The sequence below is a fragment of the Deltaproteobacteria bacterium genome (assembly GCA_003696105.1).
GTDB lineage: Bacteria > Myxococcota_A > Polyangia > Haliangiales > J016 > J016.
On sequence record RFGE01000241.1, the window covers coordinates 1 to 21260 of the forward strand.

Annotated in this window: 16 protein-coding genes; 5 read left to right on the top strand and 11 right to left on the bottom strand. The window is 72.5% G+C overall.

Going from position 1 to position 21260, the window contains the following annotated elements; genetic code table 11:
- Window positions 1-751 (bottom strand): hypothetical protein (locus tag D6689_15680; GenBank protein RMH39733.1); only part of this gene is annotated, 751 nt, incomplete at its 3' end.
- A gap of 321 nt (window positions 752-1072) precedes the next feature.
- Here D6689_15680 and smc point away from each other — a divergent pair.
- Window positions 1073-4921, top strand: coding sequence for a chromosome segregation protein SMC (gene smc, locus D6689_15685; GenBank protein ID RMH39734.1), 3849 nt, complete (start codon window positions 1073-1075; stop codon window positions 4919-4921).
- 134 nt (window positions 4922-5055) lie between these two features.
- Here the strand turns inward: smc and D6689_15690 are convergent, their stop codons facing one another.
- The 10 genes from D6689_15690 to D6689_15735 form a co-directional block, all read right to left on the bottom strand.
- Complete coding sequence (locus tag D6689_15690) at window positions 5056-5493, bottom strand: PilZ domain-containing protein (GenBank protein ID RMH39735.1); 438 nt, start codon at window positions 5491-5493, stop codon at window positions 5056-5058.
- 27 nt (window positions 5494-5520) lie between these two features.
- On the bottom strand, window positions 5521-5847 hold the full coding sequence (locus D6689_15695; GenBank protein RMH39736.1) for a YfhL family 4Fe-4S dicluster ferredoxin: 327 nt from the start codon (window positions 5845-5847) through the stop codon (window positions 5521-5523).
- Between the two features lie 136 nt (window positions 5848-5983).
- Window positions 5984-7309 (bottom strand): DUF58 domain-containing protein, encoded by a 1326-nt coding sequence (locus D6689_15700; GenBank protein RMH39737.1) that lies wholly within the window; start codon window positions 7307-7309, stop codon window positions 5984-5986.
- Between the two features lie 715 nt (window positions 7310-8024).
- Entirely contained in the window at window positions 8025-8993 is a 969-nt protein-coding gene (locus D6689_15705) for a MoxR family ATPase (GenBank protein RMH39748.1), read from the bottom strand.
- 238 nt (window positions 8994-9231) lie between these two features.
- Window positions 9232-10602, bottom strand: a complete 1371-nt coding sequence (locus D6689_15710; GenBank protein ID RMH39738.1) for a DUF4350 domain-containing protein — start codon at window positions 10600-10602, stop codon at window positions 9232-9234.
- Window positions 10599-10967, bottom strand: coding sequence for a hypothetical protein (locus D6689_15715; GenBank protein ID RMH39739.1), 369 nt, complete (start codon window positions 10965-10967; stop codon window positions 10599-10601). The genes D6689_15710 and D6689_15715 overlap by 4 nt, the downstream gene beginning before the upstream one ends.
- Entirely contained in the window at window positions 10964-11923 is a 960-nt protein-coding gene (locus D6689_15720; protein RMH39740.1) for a hypothetical protein, read from the bottom strand. Before D6689_15720 ends, D6689_15715 begins: the two co-directional genes overlap by 4 nt.
- A complete protein-coding gene (locus tag D6689_15725) occupies window positions 11920-12108 on the bottom strand; it encodes a hypothetical protein (GenBank protein ID RMH39741.1) in 189 nt (62 codons plus the stop codon). The genes D6689_15720 and D6689_15725 overlap by 4 nt, the downstream gene beginning before the upstream one ends.
- Before the next feature lie 32 nt (window positions 12109-12140).
- Window positions 12141-12926: a hypothetical protein gene (locus D6689_15730; protein RMH39742.1), complete on the bottom strand. Its 786-nt coding sequence runs from the start codon at window positions 12924-12926 to the stop codon at window positions 12141-12143.
- Between the two features lie 61 nt (window positions 12927-12987).
- Complete coding sequence (locus tag D6689_15735) at window positions 12988-16800, bottom strand: hypothetical protein (GenBank protein ID RMH39743.1); 3813 nt, start codon at window positions 16798-16800, stop codon at window positions 12988-12990.
- A 33-nt stretch (window positions 16801-16833) separates the two neighbouring features.
- Between D6689_15735 and D6689_15740 the strand changes: the two genes are divergently transcribed.
- The 4 genes from D6689_15740 to D6689_15755 form a co-directional block, all read left to right on the top strand.
- Window positions 16834-17550, top strand: a complete 717-nt coding sequence (locus D6689_15740; GenBank protein RMH39744.1) for a (d)CMP kinase — start codon at window positions 16834-16836, stop codon at window positions 17548-17550.
- Between the two features lie 97 nt (window positions 17551-17647).
- Window positions 17648-19375, top strand: a complete 1728-nt coding sequence (locus D6689_15745) for a 30S ribosomal protein S1 (protein RMH39745.1) — start codon at window positions 17648-17650, stop codon at window positions 19373-19375.
- Between the two features lie 183 nt (window positions 19376-19558).
- A complete protein-coding gene (locus D6689_15750) occupies window positions 19559-19966 on the top strand; it encodes a hypothetical protein (GenBank protein ID RMH39746.1) in 408 nt (135 codons plus the stop codon).
- Window positions 19966-21260 (top strand): hypothetical protein (locus tag D6689_15755; protein RMH39747.1); only part of this gene is annotated, 1295 nt, incomplete at its 3' end. The genes D6689_15750 and D6689_15755, both read left to right, overlap by 1 nt.

Genomic DNA, 21260 nt, shown 5'->3' on the forward strand with positions numbered 1-21260 from the left:
ACAGCGTCTGCTTCGCGAGCCGCTCGGCGACGGGGAACGCGCCGGGCTCGTACCCGAGATGGGCAAACGCTGGCTGCAGATGCAGGGGCACCGCGTAGTGAATGCCGCACTCGACGCCGCGCCGCTCGAGTGCGGCTTTGACCTCGTCGCGCCGGTCGACACGGATCGAGTACAAGTGCCACACCGGCTCGGTGTCGGGAGGTGCCTTGGGGACGCGCACGCCGGGGACGTCGCGCAGCGCCTCGTCGTAGCGGGCGGCGGCCGTGCGACGGGCCGCGTTCCACTCGTCGAGGTGCGCGAGCTTGACGCGCAGCACCGCGGCCTGAATGCCGTCGAGCCGGCTGTTGACGCCCTCGACCTCGTGCACCTGCTTGGACACGCGCCCGTGGTCGCGCAGCCTGCGCAGGGTGTCGCCGAGCTTCGGCGAGTTGGTGACGAGCGCGCCGCCGTCGCCGTAGGCGCCGAGGTTCTTGGCCGGGTAGAAGCTGAACGTACCGGCGACGCCGACATTCGCCGTCGTGGCGTGCCCGCCGGCAGCGGCGACGCCGCGTCGGGGGTTCCACATCTCGTCGACCGCCGTATGCCGGTCGCTGGCGCCCGGACCGAAGAGCCCGCCGACCGGATGTTTGCGCTGTCGGCGATCCGAGCCCGCGGCTGGTGGGACGATGTCTGGAGCCGGCGTGACGAACGGAGGCGCCACCTTCGGGCCGGACGCCGAGCCGAGCCCTGGCGGCCGGCGTGTCGGGCCCACCGGGGCCAGATCGCCGAAGTGGCCGCCTGACCGCCATTCACGCCGCCTGCACCGCTCAGGATGTCGCGCACGTCCAGGCGTCCGCGCCGCTCAGGATGCCGCGCACTTCCGACCGTGTCATGCCGGCCTGCTCCATACCCGCCCGGGCCCGGCGTGGAAACGAAAACCACGACCGTCGACGATCCCGGCCGCTGGCGGGTCGGGAGCGGAGGGTGTCGGTGCCGCGTGCTATAGACCGTCGGACCGGGGAGGATGGCGTGACCGGCCGCCTCGCGCGAGGCGGCGGCGCGGCCCCGGCAGGTGAGGTGAAAGAGAACCCGAATGCGCATCAAGCGGATCGAGATCATCGGCTTCAAGTCGTTCTGTGACCGGACCGTGCTGGAATTTCACGATCCGGTGACCGCAGTGGTCGGCCCCAACGGGTGCGGCAAGTCCAACATCGTGGACGCCATCCGCTGGTGCATGGGCGAGCAGAGCGCCAAGCACCTGCGCGGGTCCGCGATGGGCGACGTGATCTTCAACGGCTCGGAGACGCGCGGCCCGGCCGGAATGGCCGAGGTATCGCTCACGTTCGAGGACGTCGGGTTTTCCCAGGAACAGCTCGCGCTCGCGCTCGAACGCGCCGAGGCGGAAGCGGCGGCCGCCGCGGGGGGCGACCCGGCCGAGGCTGCGGTGGCCGACGGCGAGGCCCAGGTGGAGGCCGGCGCGCCCGATGCGGCGCCGGCCGATGGCGAGCCCGGCGCGAGCGGCGCGCACGAGGAAGCGGCGGCCGGCGGAGCGGCCGGCGAACGCCCCGGGACGCCGCCCGCGGAGCGATCGGCGACCGCCGAGGTGGCGGACCTGCTCGCGGACAAGCCGCCGGCGATCGACTTTTCGCAGTACAGCGAGGTCACCGTGACGCGCCGGTTGTTCCGCGATGGCACCTCCGGCTACTTCATCAACAAAATTCCCTGCCGCCTGCGCGACGTCACCGACTTCTTTCTCGGCACCGGCGTCGGCACCAAGGCCTATTCGATCATCGAACAGGGCCGCATCGGCATGATCGTGTCGGCGCGGCCGGCGGACCGCCGCCTGCTCATCGAGGAGGCCGCGGGCATCACCAAGTTCAAGACGAAAAAGCGCCTGGCGGAGCGCAAGCTCGACCGCACGCGCCAGAACCTGCTGCGCGTCAACGACATCGTCGACGAGCTGGGCAAGCGCCTCGGCTCGCTGCGCCGCCAGGCGCAGAAGGCCGCGCGCTACCGCCGCTACAAGGCGGAGCTCAAGGACATCGACATGTGGATCGCGTCCCACCGCTTCCTCGAGCTCACGGCCGCCGACGGCGTGCTCCGCGCGCGGCTCGAGGACCTCACCCGCAGGCGCGACGACGCGCGCGCCGAGCTGGACGCCGGCGAGGCGCGGATTGCGGCGGAGCGGTCCGAGCTGGCGATCGAGGAGCGCCGTTTGTCCGCGCTCCAGGAGGAGATCTACGAGCTCGACAACCGCATCAAGCTGGACGAGGAAAAGATCAAGTACGAGACGCGCGAGGCGGACGACCTCGAGCGCCGGGCGAGCGAGGGCAGCGCCGAGATCAAGGCGCTGGTCGAGCGCCGCGAGGAGGTCGCGCGCGAGCTGGCCGAGGCGCGCGCCGAGTACGCGGCGGTCGAGGAGGCGGCCATCGCGGAAGAGGAGGAGCTGCACCGGCGCGAGGAGGCGCTCGCGGAGGCGCGCGAGCGCCTGGACGCGGCGCAGCGGCGGCTCGACGACGCCCGCGCCGAGGCCGCGGCGGCACGCACCGACATGGCGCGCGCCGACAGCCAGCAGCAGGCGATCGCGCGCCACCGGGCCGACGCCAGCGCGCGGCGCGAGCGTCTCGAGGCGGAGCGGGTCGAGGCGCGCGAGCGCCTGGCCGAACTCGAACGCCAAGTGCGCGATGGAGAGGCGGCATTGGGCGAGCTGCGCCAGATGCAGATGGATCTCGGCGATCGGGCCAAACAGCTCGAAGCGCGCCTCGACGCGTTGCGGGAGGAGACCGACCGCGCGGAGGCGCACGTCGAGACGCTGCGTACCGAACTGCACCGCCGCAAGTCGCGCTACGAGTCGCTGCGCGAGATCCAGCAAAAGTACGAGGGCTTTACCCAGGGGACGAAGGCGGTCATGCAGCGCGAGGGCGCCCGCGACCGCATCCGCGGGCTCGTCGCCGACGTCGTGTCGACGCCGCCGCGCTACGAGGCGGCGGTCGAGGCGGCGTTGGGCGATCGGCTCGGCGGCATCCTCGTCGACGACTGCGACGCCGGCGTCGAGGCGATTCAGTACCTCAAAGAGGCCGAGGCGGGGCGGTCCGCGTTCGTGCCGCTGCCGGCGCCCGCCGGCATCGCGTTCGAGGACCGCAGCGGCGCGCCCAGCGGCGACGGCGTGATGGGCGCGATGGTCGACTTGGTGACGTGCGAGCCCGCCTACATGCCGGTGGCTCAGCGGCTGCTGAGCGACTACTGGGTCGTCGAGAACCTCGACGTCGCCGTTCGGCTGCACAACGCCGGCTGCACGAAGACCCTCGTCACGCTCGACGGCGACATCGTCGACGGCCGCGGCGTGGTCGTCGGCGGCTCGCGCGATGGCGAGGGGGCCGGCGTCCTCGCCCAAAAACGCGAGATTCGCGAGCTCGGTGACATCATCGAGGCGCTCGAGGCCGACCTCGCGAACGCCACGGCGGCCTACGTGTCCAACAAGGCCGAGTGCCAGCAGGTCGCGCGGGCGCTCGACGCGGCCCGGCGTGACTCGCACACCCACGAGATCGACATTCTAGGTCGCGAAAAAGACGTCGCGCGCAGCCGCGGCGAGCTGGACCGACTGCGCGCGCGCCTGGCGCAGCTCGACCGCGAGCTGGCGGATCTCGCCGATGCGCTCGCGGAGATGGAGCGCGAGGGGCAGACCGCGGCCGAGCTACTCGCCTCGGCGCGCGAGCGCGCCGAGCGCCACGAGAGCGAGCAGGGCGGCCTGGTCGAGGCCGTCGACCTGTGCCGCCGGCAGGTCGACGAGCTGTCGCGCGCGCTCACGGATCGCAAAGTACGCGTCGCTCAGCTCGACGAGAAGAAGGCCGCTCTGTCGGCGACGGTCCTGCGGCTCGAGCAAAATGCCGAGGAGTTGGTCGAGCGCACTGCGTCGCTCGAGGAGGCGATCCGGACGGCGGTCGAGCGGGCCGCGCGGCTGCGCGACGACGCGCGAGCGCTCGAGGACAGCCTGGTCGAACGCCGCGCCATGCGGCGCGAGCGGGCCGAGGCTCTCGACGCCGGACGCGCCGGGTACGAGCAACGGCTCGGGTTGGTGCAGGTGGCCGAGACCGAGCTTCGCCAGCTGCGGGCCACCGCCGAGCAGCTCGCGCAACAGGTGACGGCGGTCGATATGGAACGCCACGACGTCCGGGCGCAGCTCGCACACCTCGAGGAGACGATCGCCGAGCGCTACCGGGTCGAACTGCGGCGCGAGGTCGGGGACTACCACCTGCGCCCGGAGGTGGGCGAGGAGCAGCACAAGCGGCTCGCCGAGCTGCGCAACCTCATCGACCGGATGGGCACCGACATCAACCTTACGGCTCCCGAGGAGTACGAGCAGATCTCCGAGCGCTACGAGTTTCTGTCCGCGCAAAAGGCGGACCTCGAGTCGGCCTGCGAGCAGCTCGAGAAAGCCATCCGCAAGATGAACCGCACGTCGCGCAAGCTGTTCCGCGAGACGTTCGACGAGATCAACGCGCGGTTCCAGAAAGTATTTCCGCGGCTGTTCCGGGGCGGCTCGGCCTCGCTGTCGCTCACCGGCGACGAAAACACGGACATTCTCGACGCGGGCGTCGAGATCATGGCGCGGCCGCCGGGCAAGAAGAACGCGACCGTCGACCAGCTGTCGGGTGGAGAGAAGGCGCTCACCGCCGTGGCGCTGATCTTCGCAATCTTCCTGTTCAAGCCGTCACCGTTCTGTCTGCTCGACGAGGTGGACGCACCGCTGGACGAGGTCAACGTCGACCGCTACAACGAGATCGTTCGCGAAATGACGGACCGATCGCAGTTCATCGTGATCACGCACAACAAGCGGACCATGGAGATGGCCGACCACCTGTACGGCATCACGATGCAGGAGCCGGGGGTGTCCAAGGTCGTGTCGGTGAACCTGCGCTCGGTGGACGAGTTCGCGGCATAGGGGCATCGGGCGCGCGCGGGACGGCCGGGGCGCACCGGCGACGCCGCACCCGCGCGCGCGAGTGCGCAACCGCGGTCCGCGCAGGCCGGCTCGCAGGGGTCGGCGGGCCGGCGCGGTCGCGACGGGACCGCCCGCTATGCCGCAGTGCGGCGCGCCTTGAGCGCCGCGCGCGTCTTGCGGATGAACTCGTCCCACAGCGCGGCGCGCTCGCGGCCGATACCATAGAGCATGACACCAACCCGGCACGGCCACAGGGGATCGCCCGTATCCACCGTATAGACGACCATCGCGGTAAACGGAAACGGGGCGCCGCTGTCCGGGCGGACCTCCACCCGGACGAGCTGGCGCGTCGGCGCCGGCTCGGGCAACAGCAGCGCGAGCCCCGACAGGCTCACGTCGACGACCCGAGCCGCGAGCTGGCGCCCGTGCAGCCACACGACGGCGGGCAGCTCCACCCGGAGGCGTTCGTGGCGGCGTCTCGCATCCGTCGGCTCCACGCCGACACAGTCGGTCGGCGCCGCGCCGGCTTGACCCCGGCCCGAAACCGCGAGCGGCCGCCGGGAGGCGGCCACTCGCGCGCGCGACGGAACTCGGGGCGCCTACTCGGGGCGCTGGTGGTCCGGGTTGGCGAACCGATTGAGTTCCGGCGGCAGGTCCTCGATCTTCTCGGGCAGGTTCAGTTCCGGATGCAGCTTGCGGGCGCGGTCGAGGAGAGTTTGCGGATCTTCCTGGTTGTTGGGATCGGGCAGGCAGCACTCCACCGGGCACACGGCCTGGCAGGCCTCGTAGTCGTGGAAGCCGACGCATTCGGTGCACAGGTTCGGGTCGATGACATAGATGTCGTCGCCCTCGCTGATCGCCTCGTTCGGGCACTCGGGCTCGCACGCGCCGCAGTTGATGCATTCGTCCGTGATGTAGGTTGCCATCCGGTTGGTCTCCTCTGCTGAGTAAAGCGGCGCTAGTCTATGCGCGCCGTTTCGCGTCCGTCAACACGGACGCCCGTCACAATTGGGTCGCTCGATGGTTGGATGTCCCGGCGCCCGCTGCGGTTGCGCGGCGGCGTCACGCCGCGCGGCGCGACGCCGCGCGTACGCCGGCGATCCGCGCGACGACGTCGGCGACGGCGTCGCTCGGTCCGACCTCGATGGCGGGCACGCCGCGGCGGGCGAGCTGGCGCCGGGCTTCGTCGAACCGCGCGCGCGCCGCCGCGGTGGCGATCCGTAGCGCCCGCGCCCCGGCGTCGGTGGCCGCCGGGGCCGCAAAGGCAGGGCCGAACGGCGCGACGACGACGATCGGCTGGCCGCGCCGGCGCGCGAGCGCGAGCGCCTCGAGCGCGCGCCCGGCGCTCGGCTCGAACCACGCGAGGTCCGACAGCAAGATCGCGGTGTCGCAACGCCCCGGCCCGGCGTTGGCCGCAGCCACCGCGTCGGCCAGGCCCGCGGCGCGCGCGCCGGCCTCCACCGCCGTACGGTAGGGGAGTTCGATGCCGCGCAGGCGGCAAAACAGCCGCAGCTGCGCCAGGCGCGGGTCGGTCGCGCCGGACGCGGCGACGTGCGTCCACCACCACGCCGGGGCGGCGGCGCTGCGCCCGTCCCGGTCGCGCTGCCCGAGCAGCTTCGACACCACGGCCGCCATACTCGCGATGTCGTACAGCTCTCCGCGCGGGCCGGCGTGCACCCGCTCCCACACCGGGTCGTCGAGCGCCGGTACGCGGTGGAGCCGCACGTCGATCGCCTCCTGGTGCGCGAGGTAGCGCGCCACGGCCGCCACCAGTTCGGCATTCGTGAGGGCGGTGAGATCCTCGTCGACCACTGACCGCGTCTCGACGAGTCGATCGACGACCTGCAGGAACTGGCGATGCCCCTCGCCAGGTCGGAGTTGAGAGTAGACGCGCGTGTCGAAGGTGACCAGGCCCACCCGGTCGCCGCCGGAAATCGCGCCGCGAGCGATGCCGGTCGCGACTTCGATCGCGTAGTCGAGCGGTGTGCTGCCCGGCGCGCCGTGGCGCATGGTGCCGGCGATGTCCAACAGGATCTGGTGCGTGACGACGAACTCCGTCTCGAGGTCGCGCACCATCAGTCGTCGCGCGCGCGCGGTCGCCTTCCACGCGATGAACTTGAACGGGTCGCCGTGCGCGTGATCGCGGATCTCCCGCAGTTCGCCAGACAGCCCGCGCCGGCGCACGTAGTGGGCACCGACCCGCTCGTGCAGGGCGCCGGTGCGCGGCCGAACGACGCCGGCGCCGCGCAGCCCCGCCGCCCGCGGGAACACCTTGATCGCGATCGGATTCGGAAAGTAGGCGGCGACTTCGAATAGGCCGAGCGCATCGCAAAACGCGATCGCGGCCCCGTGCAGCACGACATAGCCGGCCGCGTGCGCGACGGCCATGGCGTCGATGTCGACCTGGGTGCCGGCCGGTACGTCCGCTTGCAGACCGCGCGGTGCGTCGACGCCGGCCGTGGAGAACACGTCGATGCGCGCGGCGTGCAGGGGTCGATAGCCGTGGTTGCGCAGTGCGAGGTGGAGCGTGAACGGCCGGTCCACGGCGAGCGCGCCGCCGGGCTGGTCGCCGGGCGGCACCCACCACGACAGTTCGACCTTGCGCCGCCGCAGCAGGATTGCTGTCGGGAAGAAGCCGAGATATGCGGTCGCGAGGGCCGCGACGGTCAGCGCGCCGAACCCCGCGAGCGGGGGCGACGCATGCATCGCGCCGACGAGCAGGAACGAGCAGCCGGTCACCAACACCAGCTTGCCGCGGCGTGCGAGCGACGGGATCACCGGGGTGTCGTCGACCGGGGCGCGAGTCGCCCCGCCGAGAAAACGGGTGAAGAGGCAGGTGTCGAACGGTGCGAACGGGCGGGCGCGTTGCCGCCGGCGGGCGGCGCGCCGCACAGCGATGCGGCGCAGGCCCGCGACCTCACGAACGAAAAACGAGCCGTCCGTTCGCGAGAGCACCGGGCGCGTTGGTCTGCCGTGTACAACCCGCGGGCTGCGCGCAGCGCGGCGCGCGACCAGCGACACGGGGGGCGCCGGCGACCGGGGAGCAGCGCAACGTGCGATCTCTGGGGCATCGGATGGGGTGTGCCGTATGGACGGACAGATCCTAGCCCGGCGTTTCGCGGTAGGGGACGCGATCGAGCGCTTCGGCGACGACCAGTTCGGAATGCACGCCGTCGAGTTCGGCCTCCGGCGTCATGATGATGCGATGCGCGAGCACCGGCGCCGCAAGGTCGCGGACGTCGTCCGGCAGGACGAAGTCGCGACCGCGAATGAGTGCCAACGCTTTGGCCGCGCGCAGCAGCGCGAGCCCCGCGCGCGGCGACGCACCGAGGTAGACGCGCCGATGCTCGCGCGTGTAGCGCAGCAGCCCCAGGATGAACTCGAAGATGTCGCTGGCCACGTGGACGCTGTCGGCTAGCTGTTGCATGCGCAACACGTCGTCGGGTCCGATGACCGGCGTGACCTCGGGGGGAGGCCGGTTGTAGGTCGCCAGCATCCGCTTTTCGTCGTCGGCGGCCGGGTAGGTCATCTCGAGCTTGAGCAGGAATCGGTCGACCTGCGCCTCCGGCAGCGGGTAGGTCCCCTCGTGTTCGATCGGGTTTTGCGTGGCGAGCACGATGAACGGGCTGGCCAGCGGCATGGTTTGCCCTTCGATTGTCACCTGCTTTTCCTGCATCGCCTCGAGCAGGGCCGACTGCGTCTTGGCCGGCGCCCGGTTGATCTCGTCGCCGAGCAATACGTTGCAGAACACCGGCCCCTCGCGCAGGACGAACTGGTTCGTGCGCATATCGAGGATGTACGTCCCGGTGATGTCGGACGGCAGCAGGTCGGGGGTGAACTGGATCCGCCGGAAGGTGCACCCGAGCGTGCGGGAAAACGCCTTGACCAGGGTCGTCTTGGCGACGCCGGGCACCCCTTCGACGAGGACGTGCCCGCGCGCGAGCAGGGCCGTGAGCAGCGCCTCGGTCGTCCGCGGCGGCCCGATGTACGCCTTGGCGACCTCCGCGACGATCCGGTGGGCGATGTCGCGCACCTGCGCGAGCAGGTTGCGCTCTATGCCTTCGGCGGCCACGGGCCTCTCGCGGGTGTCGTAGTCGGACGGCACATCGTCGCCGAAAGGTACGCAGATTCCGTGCGGGCGTCCAGGAGCCCAGAACTCGCGGACTCCGCGCGGGCGTCCAGGAGCCGCGAACTCGCGGATTCCGCGCGGGCGTCCAAAAGCCGCGAACTCGCAGATTCCGCGCGGGCGTCCAGGAGCCGCGAACTCGGGCGTTCGCGCCCTCGGCGCGGCGGTCGCGGCCGGCGCGGCGTCACCGCCGGTCGCGCGAGGCGGATTCGAGCGCCTCGATCAGCGCCGCGGCGCGCGCGTCGAAATCGTCGACCGCGCCGCGCTGCGGCGGTTTGCGGGCGCGGCCGAGCGGCGCGCTGGCGGGCGGCACTGTGCGCAGCGCGGGCAACACGCCGGCCAGTCGGTCCCGCGCTGCCGAGCCGCAGGCCGCCTCGACGGCCGCCAGCAACTCCCCGTCGCGCAATCCGAGCGGGTGCGGCAAGTCGAGAGCGCGCCGCAGCGCCCATTCCACCGTGTCGCGAATCAGCGCGGCGGGGGCGAGCCACGCATCGGCGGCGCCGGCATCGGCGCGCGCGGCGATCGCGTGCGGGTCGGACGCGTCGATGGCCGAGTCGGCCGGTTGTGCGCGCAGCCACGCACCGTCGAGCGCGATGCGGCGCCGGGACGGCAGCGCGGCGGCCGCGATGAGCGCCACCGCGAGCGCGACGCCGACGGCGATCGCGCGCACGGCGCCCGGGTGCAGGGTCCAGTCGTTGAGTTCTTCGAGGGCGTTGTTGACGTCGCGTAGGCGCGCGTCGACGGCCCCGCGCAAGCTGCCGTCGTCGACGAGCGTCGGGGGGCGACCGCGCACGGAGAACTCGCCGGCCAGCACGACGACGCGGCCGCTGCGATCCGGGTCGAAGTAGCGCAGGAGGTTGAGCGCGAACCGAAAGTTCCCCGGGTGGCGCAGCATCGCATTGATGAGCACGCTGGGATCGGACAGCACCACGTAGCGACCGTAGCCGAGCGTGCCGGCGACGACGACGGCTCGGCCGGGTTCGAAACCGAAGATCTCGCCGTCGCCGCGGGCCTGCACGATGACGGCCGGGTGGTTGGTGACCAGCTCGTCGACGCCGGCGGCCAGCGGATGGGTCGGGTCGAGCGGCGCGGCGATCGGCGCGAACGGCAGGTCGGCATAGTAACGCGGCGCGGCGACCGACTCGGCTCGGTCGATCGCGACGCCGAGCCGGGCCAGCGCGCGCGCGGCGCCGCCGAAGTCGTCGGCGAGCACGAGTCGCCCGCCGCCGCGCACGAACGCCGCGATGTCGGTCGCATCCAGCGGCGTCACCGGGTACAGGAGGACGAGCGTATCCGCCGCGGTCACGTCGCTCCAGTCCAGCCCCGCGCGAGCCTCGAACCGATACCCGGCGCCCGCTGCGAGCCGGGCGAACGCGCTCAGACCGTTCCAGTCGGCGTTGCCGACGTCGTAGTCGGCGGGCGCGTCGATCAGAGCGGCCGCCGGGTCGTCGAGGTCGTCGACGTCGTCGACGTCGTCGCCCTGTGCGCCGGCAGAACCGGTCGCCGCGATCCAGCCGAGCAGAATTGCGGCGGCGCGGCGGGCGCGCGGGGTCACGCCATCTCCTCCCGCAGCTTGCGCGCGGCGCGGTCGAGCCGCGCCATCGCGACACCGAGCGGAGACGGTGTCCTCACGGCCATCAGTGCATAGTAGCCGTCTCCGACGGCGCGGACGAGCACGTCGACGCCGGTGTGGCACAGCAGCATGAACTCGGCATCGCCGTAGTGAAACACATTGAGCGCATTGCGCACGAAGTTCAGGACGATGCCGTAGTGGGCGGTGAAGATCGCCCACTCGTCCCGATCGGCGGCCGCGAACAGGTCGACCGTCTCGCCGTCGGCAGCGGCGAACGCGCCGCCGATCGCGCCGGGCGTTCCCTCGACGGCCTCTCGCATGATGGCGGCGAACGGCGACCGGATCACGGCACGTCCCGCGACAACGGGTCGCCTCCGGCCAGGAGTCGGTCGACATCCGGCGAGATCCATACCGTCGCTCGTCGCATCAGCCGGTCGAGCCACTGCTCGAACGCGTACTTCTGCCAGGGGCGGAAGATCAGGGCGCGGAACTCTTGCTCCACCTCCGCGAGCGTACGGTGTTCCTCCGGCAGAATCTTCGTGAGCAAGATGATGTCCCAGCCCCACCGGGTGCGCGTCGGCCGCGACACGTGCCCGACGGCGGGAATCGCGAACGCGGCGGCGGCGAAGTTCTCCTCCCAGCGGCGGTGGCGCGGGGCGTTGATCGGGTCGGTGGTGACCTGCAGCGTCAGCTTGTCGTCGTCGAACTGCTTGACGATCTGCCGCCAGCGGTCGATGGACAGCGGCTGCTCGCGCAGCAACGCGCGGTACACGGCCCGCATCCGCGCCTCGGCCTCCCGGTCCCGCGCGGATCCGCGCGGTTCGCTCCGGGGCACCGGCGCCCGCGCGAACACGACGTAGCGGTATTCGGGGTGGTCGTAGCGGAGTTTGAGGTCTTCGAACTTTTGGCGGACCGCGTCGGCCGGGATGTCGGCGGGCGACCCGTGGGTCGCCTCGAAGTCGGTCCGCAGCAGCGCGCGCACCGCCTCGCGCCGCCGGACGTCGACGGCGGCCGGGTGGGTCGAGTAGCCACGGCGTTCGGCTTCGATCGCCAAAAGTTCGAAGTCGATGCAATCCGCCACCGCCCGCTCGGCGTCCACGCCGAACGCCTCCATCTGGTCGCGCGCGCACGAGCCCAGAACCGGTCGTCCGTCGACCGTGGCGACGACGACGTCGCCGGCGGTCGACTGCTCGACACGCTCGGTCGCGGGTGCGGGCGGCGGCGATTCGCGGCGGCCGCCGCAGGCCAGCAGGGCGGCGGCGGTGACCGCGACGGTCCACGGTTGTCGGCCAGCGGCGATCAATCCCGTTGGACCAGCGCGAGCCGCGCCATCTCCTTGCCGACCGAGATCACGGCGACGCCGATCGCGAGGACGATCACCGCCGCCACGTAGTCGCGCTGTTCGAGATACGCGATGCACTCGCGAAAAAACAACAAACTGCCGAGCATCAACAGCAAGGCGAGCAATTCGAAGAACACGTGTTTCATAGCACGATTGCCTGGTGTGAGCGGCCGCCGGGTCATCCGCGCAGCCACAACAGCCACGCCATGCACGCGAGCGCGACGGTCACGGCCAGGTAGAACGTCGGGCGCGGGCGTGCGCGGCGGGCTTCGGCGCGCAGGGCGGCCAGTCTTCGCACGAGGTCGCGATCGCCGACCCGGTGGGCCGCCAGCGCGCCGACGAACACCCAGCGAAACAGCACGAGCCACAATCCGAGCGCGCCGAGCGTGACCAGGGTGACGAACGGGTCGACGCGACCGGGAAACATGTCGCGCAAGATGGCTCGGTTGGTCCCGTACAGTGCGGTGTACACAAGTGCGGCGGCGAACACCGCGACGACCGCGACCAGGCCGCGGTAGACCCGGCGGCGCCGCCGCCAGCGCGGCGGCAGCGGGAGTGCGGCCGCCGCGAGCGTGCGCGCGCGCTCGGGCGGGCGAGGGCTCCGCGCCGTAAGCAGCGCCGCGCCGGCGAGATAGCCGAGGAGCCCGGCGGCGACGAGCGCGAATCGCCCGGGGCCGTAGACGTGTGCCGCGACCGTCTTGGGAAACAGCGCGCTCGGCAGCAGCAGCGCCGACGGAAACGCGAACAGCAGCAACACGTCCGAGCGCCGCCACACGCCGACCGCCAACGGCAACAGGGCGCCTCCCGCGACGATGGCCGCGGCCGCCGTGGCGGCCGTGCCGGACCACGCCCCGGTGAAGATCCCGGGCAACACCGCGACCGACACCCACACGTTGAGGCCGAGCGCCAACACCACCGCGTCGGCATACGCGCGCCAGCGGCCCGAGTGCATGTCGGCGAGCACGGTCCGATCGTAAAGGCAGTGGCGCGAAACCGCTACCCGGCGGGCGGTCGTCCGCGCGGGGTCAACGCACGGCGACGGGGTCGTCGACCAGGTCGCGCTCGCGCGCGATCCCGAGCCGGTCGAACGCGGCCCGGGCGGCTCGCGCCCGGGCCTCCGCGGCGTCCCGGTCGCCGCGCGCGCGCAGGGCCCGCGCCTCGGCCGCGAGCGTGCGAGCGTGTTCGTACGGGTCGGCGCCGGCGAGCAGCGCGTGCGCCCGGCGGAACGCATCGCCGGCGGAGTCGAACGCGCCGCGGCGAGCGCGCACCGCCCCGGCGACGCGCCACGCGATGCCCTCGTCGACCGCGGAGGCGGCTTCGGCCGCCAAATCGACCGCGCGCAGGGCGTCGCGCTCGGCTCCGGCGAGGTCGCCGTCGGCGACGCGCAGCCGCGCCGAGAATACGTGCGCTTCGCTCAGAAAGTTGCGATTGCCGGTGCGTTCCGCCAACCGGAGGCTCTCGTCGAGCTCCGCGCGCGCCTCCTCGAGCCGGCCGGCTTCGAGCAACAACCCGGCGAGGTTGTTGCGCAACAGCGCGGCCGTGCCGGCGGCGCCGGTGCGGATGGCCAGTGCGAGGCCGCGCCGCGTGTGATCCATCGCCGCGTCAATGTCGCCCAGCGTCCACAGCACGATCCCGAGGTTGCAATGCGCGCCGACCTGGCTGGTCAGGTCGCCGAGTTCGACCGCGATGTCGAGGTTTCGCCGATTGCAGCGCAATTGGTCGCGGTAGCGTCCGGCGCGCATGTAGCTGGCGCCGAGCGAACTGAGAGCGCGAGCCAGCGCGCGCGCAAACTGCGGGTGGCCGTCGAGCAGGGCGACAGCGCGTTCCCCGTACGCGACTCCGCGGTCGCTGTCGCCGAGCCAGTAGCCATAGATCCAGCCGAGCCCGCCGTACAGGTCGGCCGCGACCACGGGATCCGCGCCGGCGTCCGCCAGCGCGGCGATGCCCCGTTCGAACCAGTCGATCGCGTCGCGCGCCGAGCCGCGCTGGCGCGCGCACCGCCCGAGCTTCGCGGACAGCCGCGCGCGCGCGACGGGCGCGTCGCCCCGCTGCGCGAGGGCATCGCGATAGGCGCGTTCGCCGTCGGCGATCGAATCGGCTTGCGACAGCGCGTCGCCGATGCTCTCGAGTAGGTCGGCGTCCGGCTCGTCGGTCAGCTCGGCGGCGCGGCGGAGCAGCCGCGCAACGTCGCCGTAGGCGAACAGCGACAACGATCGCTCGCCGGCGGCGCGGTACGCGGCCGCGGCGTCGGCTCGCTCGCCGGCTGCGTCGAGGTGTTGCGCGATCGCCGCCATGTGCGACGCGTCGCGCGGCTGCGCCTGGCGGTGCTGGCGCAACCAACTGGCAACCGCCGCGTGCAGCCGTCGCCGCTCGCGCGGTGGGATCTGGCGATAGGCGACGTCGCGGACGAGCGCGCTGCGGAACGCGTAGCGGTCGTCGTCGATCGCCTCCGGCGGCAGCGGGAACGCCATCGCCCGCCGTTCGAGCTCGGCGAGCGCGTCGTCGAGCACCGCCTCGTTCCGCGCGTCGATCCCCAGCGCCGCGCGGCAGGCGTCTCGCCAGAATTCGCGTCCGACCACCGCCGCGGCGCGAACGACGTCGCGGGCGCGCGGGGGCAGGCGGTCCAGCCGCGCCTGAATGGCGGCCTCGACGGTCTCCGGCAGCCCGGCGCCGGACTGTGCGTCGCGTTCCGACAGCTCGCGGGCCAGCTCTTCGACGAAAAACGGATTGCCGCCGGCGCGCGCCACGACGTCGCGCACCGCGTCGCGTGTTGCATTCGGCGCGACGTGGCGCGCGATCGACTCGGCGTCCCGATCGCGCAGTGGCGACAGCCGGACGACCGTGTGTCGCGCCGCGTCCGGGCCGTCCGCACACCACGTCGGGGCCCGCTCGCACAGGGCGGGCCGCGCGAGCGCGAGACAGAACACGGGCACCTGGTCGAGCGTTCGGCGCAGGTGTTCGAACACGGCCAGGGATGCGTCGTCCGCCCATTGAACGTCCTCGAGGACGAGTCCGACCGGGCGTCGCGCGGCTCGCAGCTCGAGCCAGCGGCGCGCGGCGGCGACGACGGCGGCGCGGTTGTCGACTCCGTCGGCGGTGGCGGCGCGAACCCACTCGCGGTGGGCGTGCGCGAGCATGGACAGCGGCGCGACCTCGCCCAGCGGCGTCGCGCGCGCGACGAGCCAGTCGATCTCGCGGCGAGCGGCGGCGCGGTCGACGAGTTCGAGTCGCAGGCGGCTCTTGCCGGCGCCGGTCTCGCCGAGCAGCGTGACGAATCGCGGCGAGTGACTCGCGAACGCGTCGTCGAGCGCGCGACTCAACAGGTCCAGCTCGCGGTCGCGTCCCACGAGCGCCGGCCGGTCGCGCGGCAACCGGTCGTCGGTCGTGGGCGACAGGGCGAGCGCGCGGTCGCCGGCGACGCCGTCCGGCACGTCGCGCGCATCGAACCGACCGACCAGGTGGCGCGCGGCCGCCGGCGACGCAAACACCTGGCCGGGCCCGGCGGCGTTCGCGAGGCGCCGGGCCCGGTCGAGGGCGTCGCCGGTCGCCGTCGTGCCCGTTGCAACCGCTCGCAACAAGATCCGGCCGGTGTCGATCCCGACGCGTTCGGCGCCGGCGCGCAGCAGCTCGAACGCGGCGCGCGCGGCGCGCGCGGCATCGTCTCCGTACGCGATCGGCGCGCCGAACAGCGCGACGAACTCACCGCGGTCGTCCGACTGCGGTGTTCCGCCGAGGTCGACGACGATCCGCTCGACGTCGTCGGGCTCGGTTTCGCGGCCGAGCGCGGCGCACAGCGCCGTCGCGACGCGCACTTCGCCGGTCCGCGTCGGTGGAGCCGCCGCCGGTGCGCGCACCGACGGCGCGCCGTCCGGGACCAGGGGAGCCAGCACCGTGGTCTGCCGCGCGGCCGCGGCCGAAACGGCCGGGGCCGCAGCCAGGACGCGCGGCCCGCTGTCGGCGCCGTCGCCGCGCGCGGCCCGCGCGATCTCCTCGGCGAGCGCATCGGCGGTGTCGGGGCGGTCGTGCGGCGAGGACGCGAGAGCGCGGGCGAACACGCGGTCGAGCGCCGCGCGCGCGATCGGCGGCGCGGCGCCGCGCGGCAGCGGCGGCGGGCCCGGCGGTCGACGCGCCCGGGCGCGCGCGATCGCCGCGTCGAGCGACGGCGTGTAGAACGGCAAGTCGCCGGCGAACAGCTCGTATGCCAGGACCGCCGCCGCATACACGTCCGCGCGCGCGTCGTACGGTTCGCCGCGCAACACCTCCGGTGCGATGTACGCCGGCGTGCCGGCTACTCGGGCGCTCGGACCGCCGGCGCCGGCGTGCGCGATACCGAAGTCGGTGAGCACGACGCGCACGTCGCCCGCGATCACGTTGTCGGGCTTGACGTCGCGGTGCAGGACGCCGGCGCGGTGCGCGGCGGCGAGCCCGGCGCAGATCTGGTTGATCGCATCGAGTTTGCGCGCAAGTGGCACTGCTGCGTACGAGCCGTCCGCGAGCCGGTCGCGCAGCGAGCCGCCCTCGATGCGTTCCATCGTGATGAACAGCCGCCCGTCGTGCTGGCCGATGTCGTGTACGCGGCACACGTTCGGGTGCGATACCCGGCGCGCGAGCCGTACCTCGCTGCGAATGCGATCGCGCGCCTCCGGCATCGCCGACAGCGATGCGTGCAGCAGCTTGAGGGCGGCGCGCTCGTTGAGCGCCTCGTCGAGCACCTCGTACACGGCGCCCATGCCGCCGGCGCCGAGCCAGCCGACGACGCGGTAACGGCCGGCCAGCCGAGCGCCGACCGGCAACCGGACGCCGCCCGCGCCGGCGGTTTCGCCGTGGTCCCCGTGCATCTCTGTCGCCGTTGTGGTGTAAGGATACCGCCGATGACCACCCGCGTGCGGAGGCGACCGATCGTCGTCGCAATCGACGGCCCGGCCGGCGCCGGCAAATCGACCGTGTCCAAGCGACTGGCGGCCGACCTGGGCTACCGGTTGCTCGACACCGGCGCCCTGTATCGAGCGGTTGCGCTCGAGGCGCGGCGGCGGGGTGTCGCGTGGGACGACGAACCGGCGCTCGCTCGTCTCGCGGCGGACCTCGACGTGACGTTCGAACTCGTCGCCGGGGAAAACCGCGTTCGGGTCGCCGGCGAGGACGTATCCGACGCGATCCGCGCGCCGGAGATCTCGGACGGCGCGTCGCGCGTGTCGGCGCTGCCGGCGGTGCGCGCGGCGCTGCTGGGCGTACAGCGCCGGCTCGGCGCCCGCGGCGGCGTGGTCGCCGAGGGGCGCGACATCGGCACCGTCGTGTTTCCCGGCGCCGAGGCGAAGTTCTTTCTGACCGCGTCGCCCGAGGCGCGGGCGCGGCGGCGCTGGGATGAGCTGCAAGCAAAGGGAATCGCGGCGGATTTCGAAGAGATCGCGTCGGCGATGGCGGAGCGCGACCGCCGCGATGCCGAGCGAGCCGTCGCGCCGTTGCGCGCCGCGCCGGACGCGGTCGTCGTCGATTCGTCCGACCTCTCCGTCGACGAGGTCGTGGCGCGGCTGCGCCGCGCGGTGCGCGCCAAAGAGCGCGCCCGCGCCCAAACGCCAAGAAACGATTGACAAAGCCGGCGGCGCCATGTACCAGTGCGAACTCGGCGTCGGGCCGCCCGTCGGGTGAAATCCACCCCGGCGCCGCATGGAGTAGGAAAACTTGCAGATGGTTCCCGAGGAGCAAAAGAGCACCGGCGACGTGAGCTTTGCCGCGCTGTTCGAAGAGAGTCTGAAAAAGCAGCCGCCGCGCGAGGGCGAGATCGTCAAGGGCACGGTCATCGACGTGTCGAAGGACTTCGCGATCGTCGACGTCGGCTACAAGTCGGAAGGCCAGATTCCGATCGACGAGTTCCGCGAGGCCGACGGGGCGGTGCACGTCAAGCCGGGCGACGAGGTCGAGGTCTTCTTCGAGGCTCGCGAAAACGACGCCGGCATGTGCGTGCTGTCCAAGGAGAAAGCCGACCGGCTCAAGGTGTGGGACGAGATCTCGGCGGCATGCGAGCGGGACGAACTCATCGAGGGGACCATCACCCAGCGGGTCAAGGGCGGCCTGAACGTCACCATCCGGGGCGGCGTCAAGGCGTTCCTGCCGGGCTCGCAGGTCGACCTGCGTCCGGTCCGCAACCTCGACGCGTTCATCGGCCAGACCTTCCAGTTCAAGGTCATCAAGTTCAACAAGAAGCGCGGCAACATCGTGCTGTCGCGGCGCGTGCTGCTCGAGAAGGAGCGCGCCGCCCTGAAGGAGAGCACGCTCGAGCGCCTGAAAGAGGGACAGATCGTCGAGGGCATCGTCAAGAACCTCACCGAGTACGGTGCGTTCATCGACCTCGGCGGCATCGACGGCCTGTTGCACATCACCGACATGAGCTGGGGCCGAGTCAACCACCCGTCCGAGCTGTTCCAGGTCGGCGACCACGTGCGCGTCAAGGTGTTGAAGTTCAACCCGGAGACGGAGCGCGTGTCGCTCGGCCTCAAGCAGATCAGCGAGGACCCGTGGACGCGGGCGCACGAAAAGTACCTGCCGGGCACCGTCGTCCGCGGCAAGGTCGTGTCGCTCAAGGACTACGGTGCGTTCATCGAACTCGAGGAGGGCATCGAGGGTCTCGTCCACGTATCCGAGATGTCGTGGACGCGCCGGGTCAAGCACCCATCCAAGATCGTCAACGTCGGCGACGTGGTCGAGGCGGTCGTGCTCGACGTGGACGTCGTCAACAAGCGCGTGTCGCTCGGCATGAAACAGCTCGAGCCGAACCCCTACGAGCAGCTCGTCAAGAAGTACCCGCCGGGCTCGGTCGTGAAGGGCAAGGTTCGCAACATTGCCGACTTCGGCGTGTTCGTGGAGATCGAGGAGGGGATCGACGGGCTCGTCCACATCAGCGACATGTCGTGGACGCAGCGGGTCAAGCACCCGTCCGAGCTGTTCCAGAAGGGCGATGAGGTCGAAGCGGTCCTCCAAGAGATCAACATGGAGGACGACGACAAGCCGAAGATCTCGCTGAGCATCAAGGCGCTCAGCCCGGACCCGTGGTCGCGTATTCCGCAGGAGTACCCGGTCGGCAAGGTGTTCGACGCCAAGGTGCTCAAGGTGCTCGACTTCGGCGCGTTCGTGCAGCTCGAAGAGGGAGTCGAGGGACTCGTGCACGTGTCGGAGATCTCCGAGGAGCGGGTGGAAGACCCGCGCGACGTGCTGCAGCCGGGTCAGACGGTCAAGGTGCAGGTGATCAGCGTCGACCCGCTCGAGCGCAAGATCGGCCTGAGCATCCGGTCGGCGGAGCGCCACGCCGAGATGGCGGACGCGCAGGGCTACGCGCCGGGGACGACCGGCGGCGCGACGCTCGGCGACGTGTTCAAGGACAAACTCGGCGCGCTCAAGCCGACCGAGTCGAACGAGTAGCGCCGGTTGCGGATCGGTGCGTACGCCGGTCCGCGCCCGCGTCGGCTTCGCTGCGACGGTCCCGCTCGGCATCGGCCCGCGCGGGGCCGTCGCGCGTCGACCGTCTCCCTTGTATCCGCAACGGCCGGGTCGCCTCGGCGCGAAGTCGCGCCGGTTGCCCGCGCGGTGTACGATCCCCGCGCGATGTTCCGCTGGATCCGGATCGCGGCGATCGGCGTCGTGCTCGCGGCGTTCATCGCCGTGGGCGCCGCCGTCGCGTTGATCTTGGTCGCGAATGCGCGGTGGGTGGTCGTCGCCATTCCCCCGTGGCTGGGCTGGCTGGTGTCGGCGCCCGCGTACGAGGTGTGGCTGCCGGCGCTCATCGGCGGCTGGGTGGCGGCGGTGATCGCGGTGGCCGGGCTGTTGGTGTGGAGTCTGTACTACGTCTATCGGCGGCGCCAGTATGAGTCTCTCATCGCGAAGCTGGAGCGCGAACTCACGGGATTGCGCAATCTGCCGCTGACGCGGCCCGCGCCGCTGGAGGATCTGCCCGAGGAGGGCGACGGCGCGGTCGCGGCGGCGCCGCCGGCGCGCGACGGGGCGGAGGCGTAGTGGGCGCGGCGGTTGCGGCGGCGCTGGTGGCGCTCGGCGCGCTCGCGGCGGGCGTGCTGATCGGCCGGTATTACGTGCCCGACGATCGCGAACTGCGGCGCGCGGCACGCCACGCGCGGTCGTTTGCGCGCGCTCTCAACTTCGTGCTCGCCCGGGACCGCGACGCCGCGGTCGACGAGTTGATGCGCGTGGTCGACGACAACGTGTCGGACCTCGAGCCGTACTTCGCGCTCGGCGCGCTGTTTCGGAGCCGCGGCGAGTGGGAGCGCGCCATCCGCGTGCACCAGGCGTTGGAACTGCGGCCGGAAGCGGACGTGCCCACGCGTGCGCGCGCACTGTACGAGCTGGCCCTCGACTTCCGTGCGGCGGGTATGCCGCGGCGCGCGATCCGGGCGATGGAGCAGGTGCTCGCGCTCGATGCCGGGCACGACGGGGCCGTGCGCGCGCTGTGTGCGTTGTACGAGCAGCAGGGCTTGTACGCCGAGGCCGCGCGCGCGTGGGAGCGCGTCGCGCAGCGTGGCGCGGACGTTCCGCGGGATCGGCTCGGCCACTTGTGGGCGGCGGCGGCGCGCGCGGCGGCGGCCGCCGGCGACGTCGGCGAAGCGCGCGCGGCGTTGCGCGAGGCGGAGCGCTACGCCCCGGGGACGCCGCCGGTGGCGAGTGCGGCGATCGCGGTCGCGGTGGCGTGCGGGGATGAGCGCGCGGCGGCCAAGCGGGCGCGCGAGGCGCTCGTGCGCGCGCCGCATCTGGCGGAAGTGTGGGTGGCGCAGCTCGAGGCGTGCGAGCGGCGCGTCGCGCGGACCGAGGCGGAGCCGGCCGCGGATGCGCAGGCAGCGGAACAGCGGGCGGCGGACGTCGACCGCGTGGTGTCCGAGCGGCTCGCCCGCGCGATCGCCGAGGCGATCGCCGAGGCGGGGCCGCAGCCGGACCTGCTGCTGGCGCGCGCGCGAGTGCGCGCCGACTCGGACCCGGCGGCGGCATGGGCCGATGCGCGCGCCGCGGTCTCCGCGCGCCCCGACGACCTGGCCGCACGCGTGGCGGCGGCGCGGCTGGCGCTCGCCGCCGGCGGGGACGACGACGTCCGCGGGGAGCTGGCGGCGCTCGTCGCGCCGGCCGGCCCGCTCGATGCGCTGGTCGGCCGCCCGTGGCGGTGCGCGACCTGCGCGCGCCGGGCGGCGGCGCACGCGTGGCGGTGCGACGGTTGCGGGCACTGGGGCACGCTGAAGCGGGCGCCGATCGCGGCCGAGGCGGACGCCGCGGTGCCGCGGGATCGCCGCGCCGCGCCGCGCGGCGC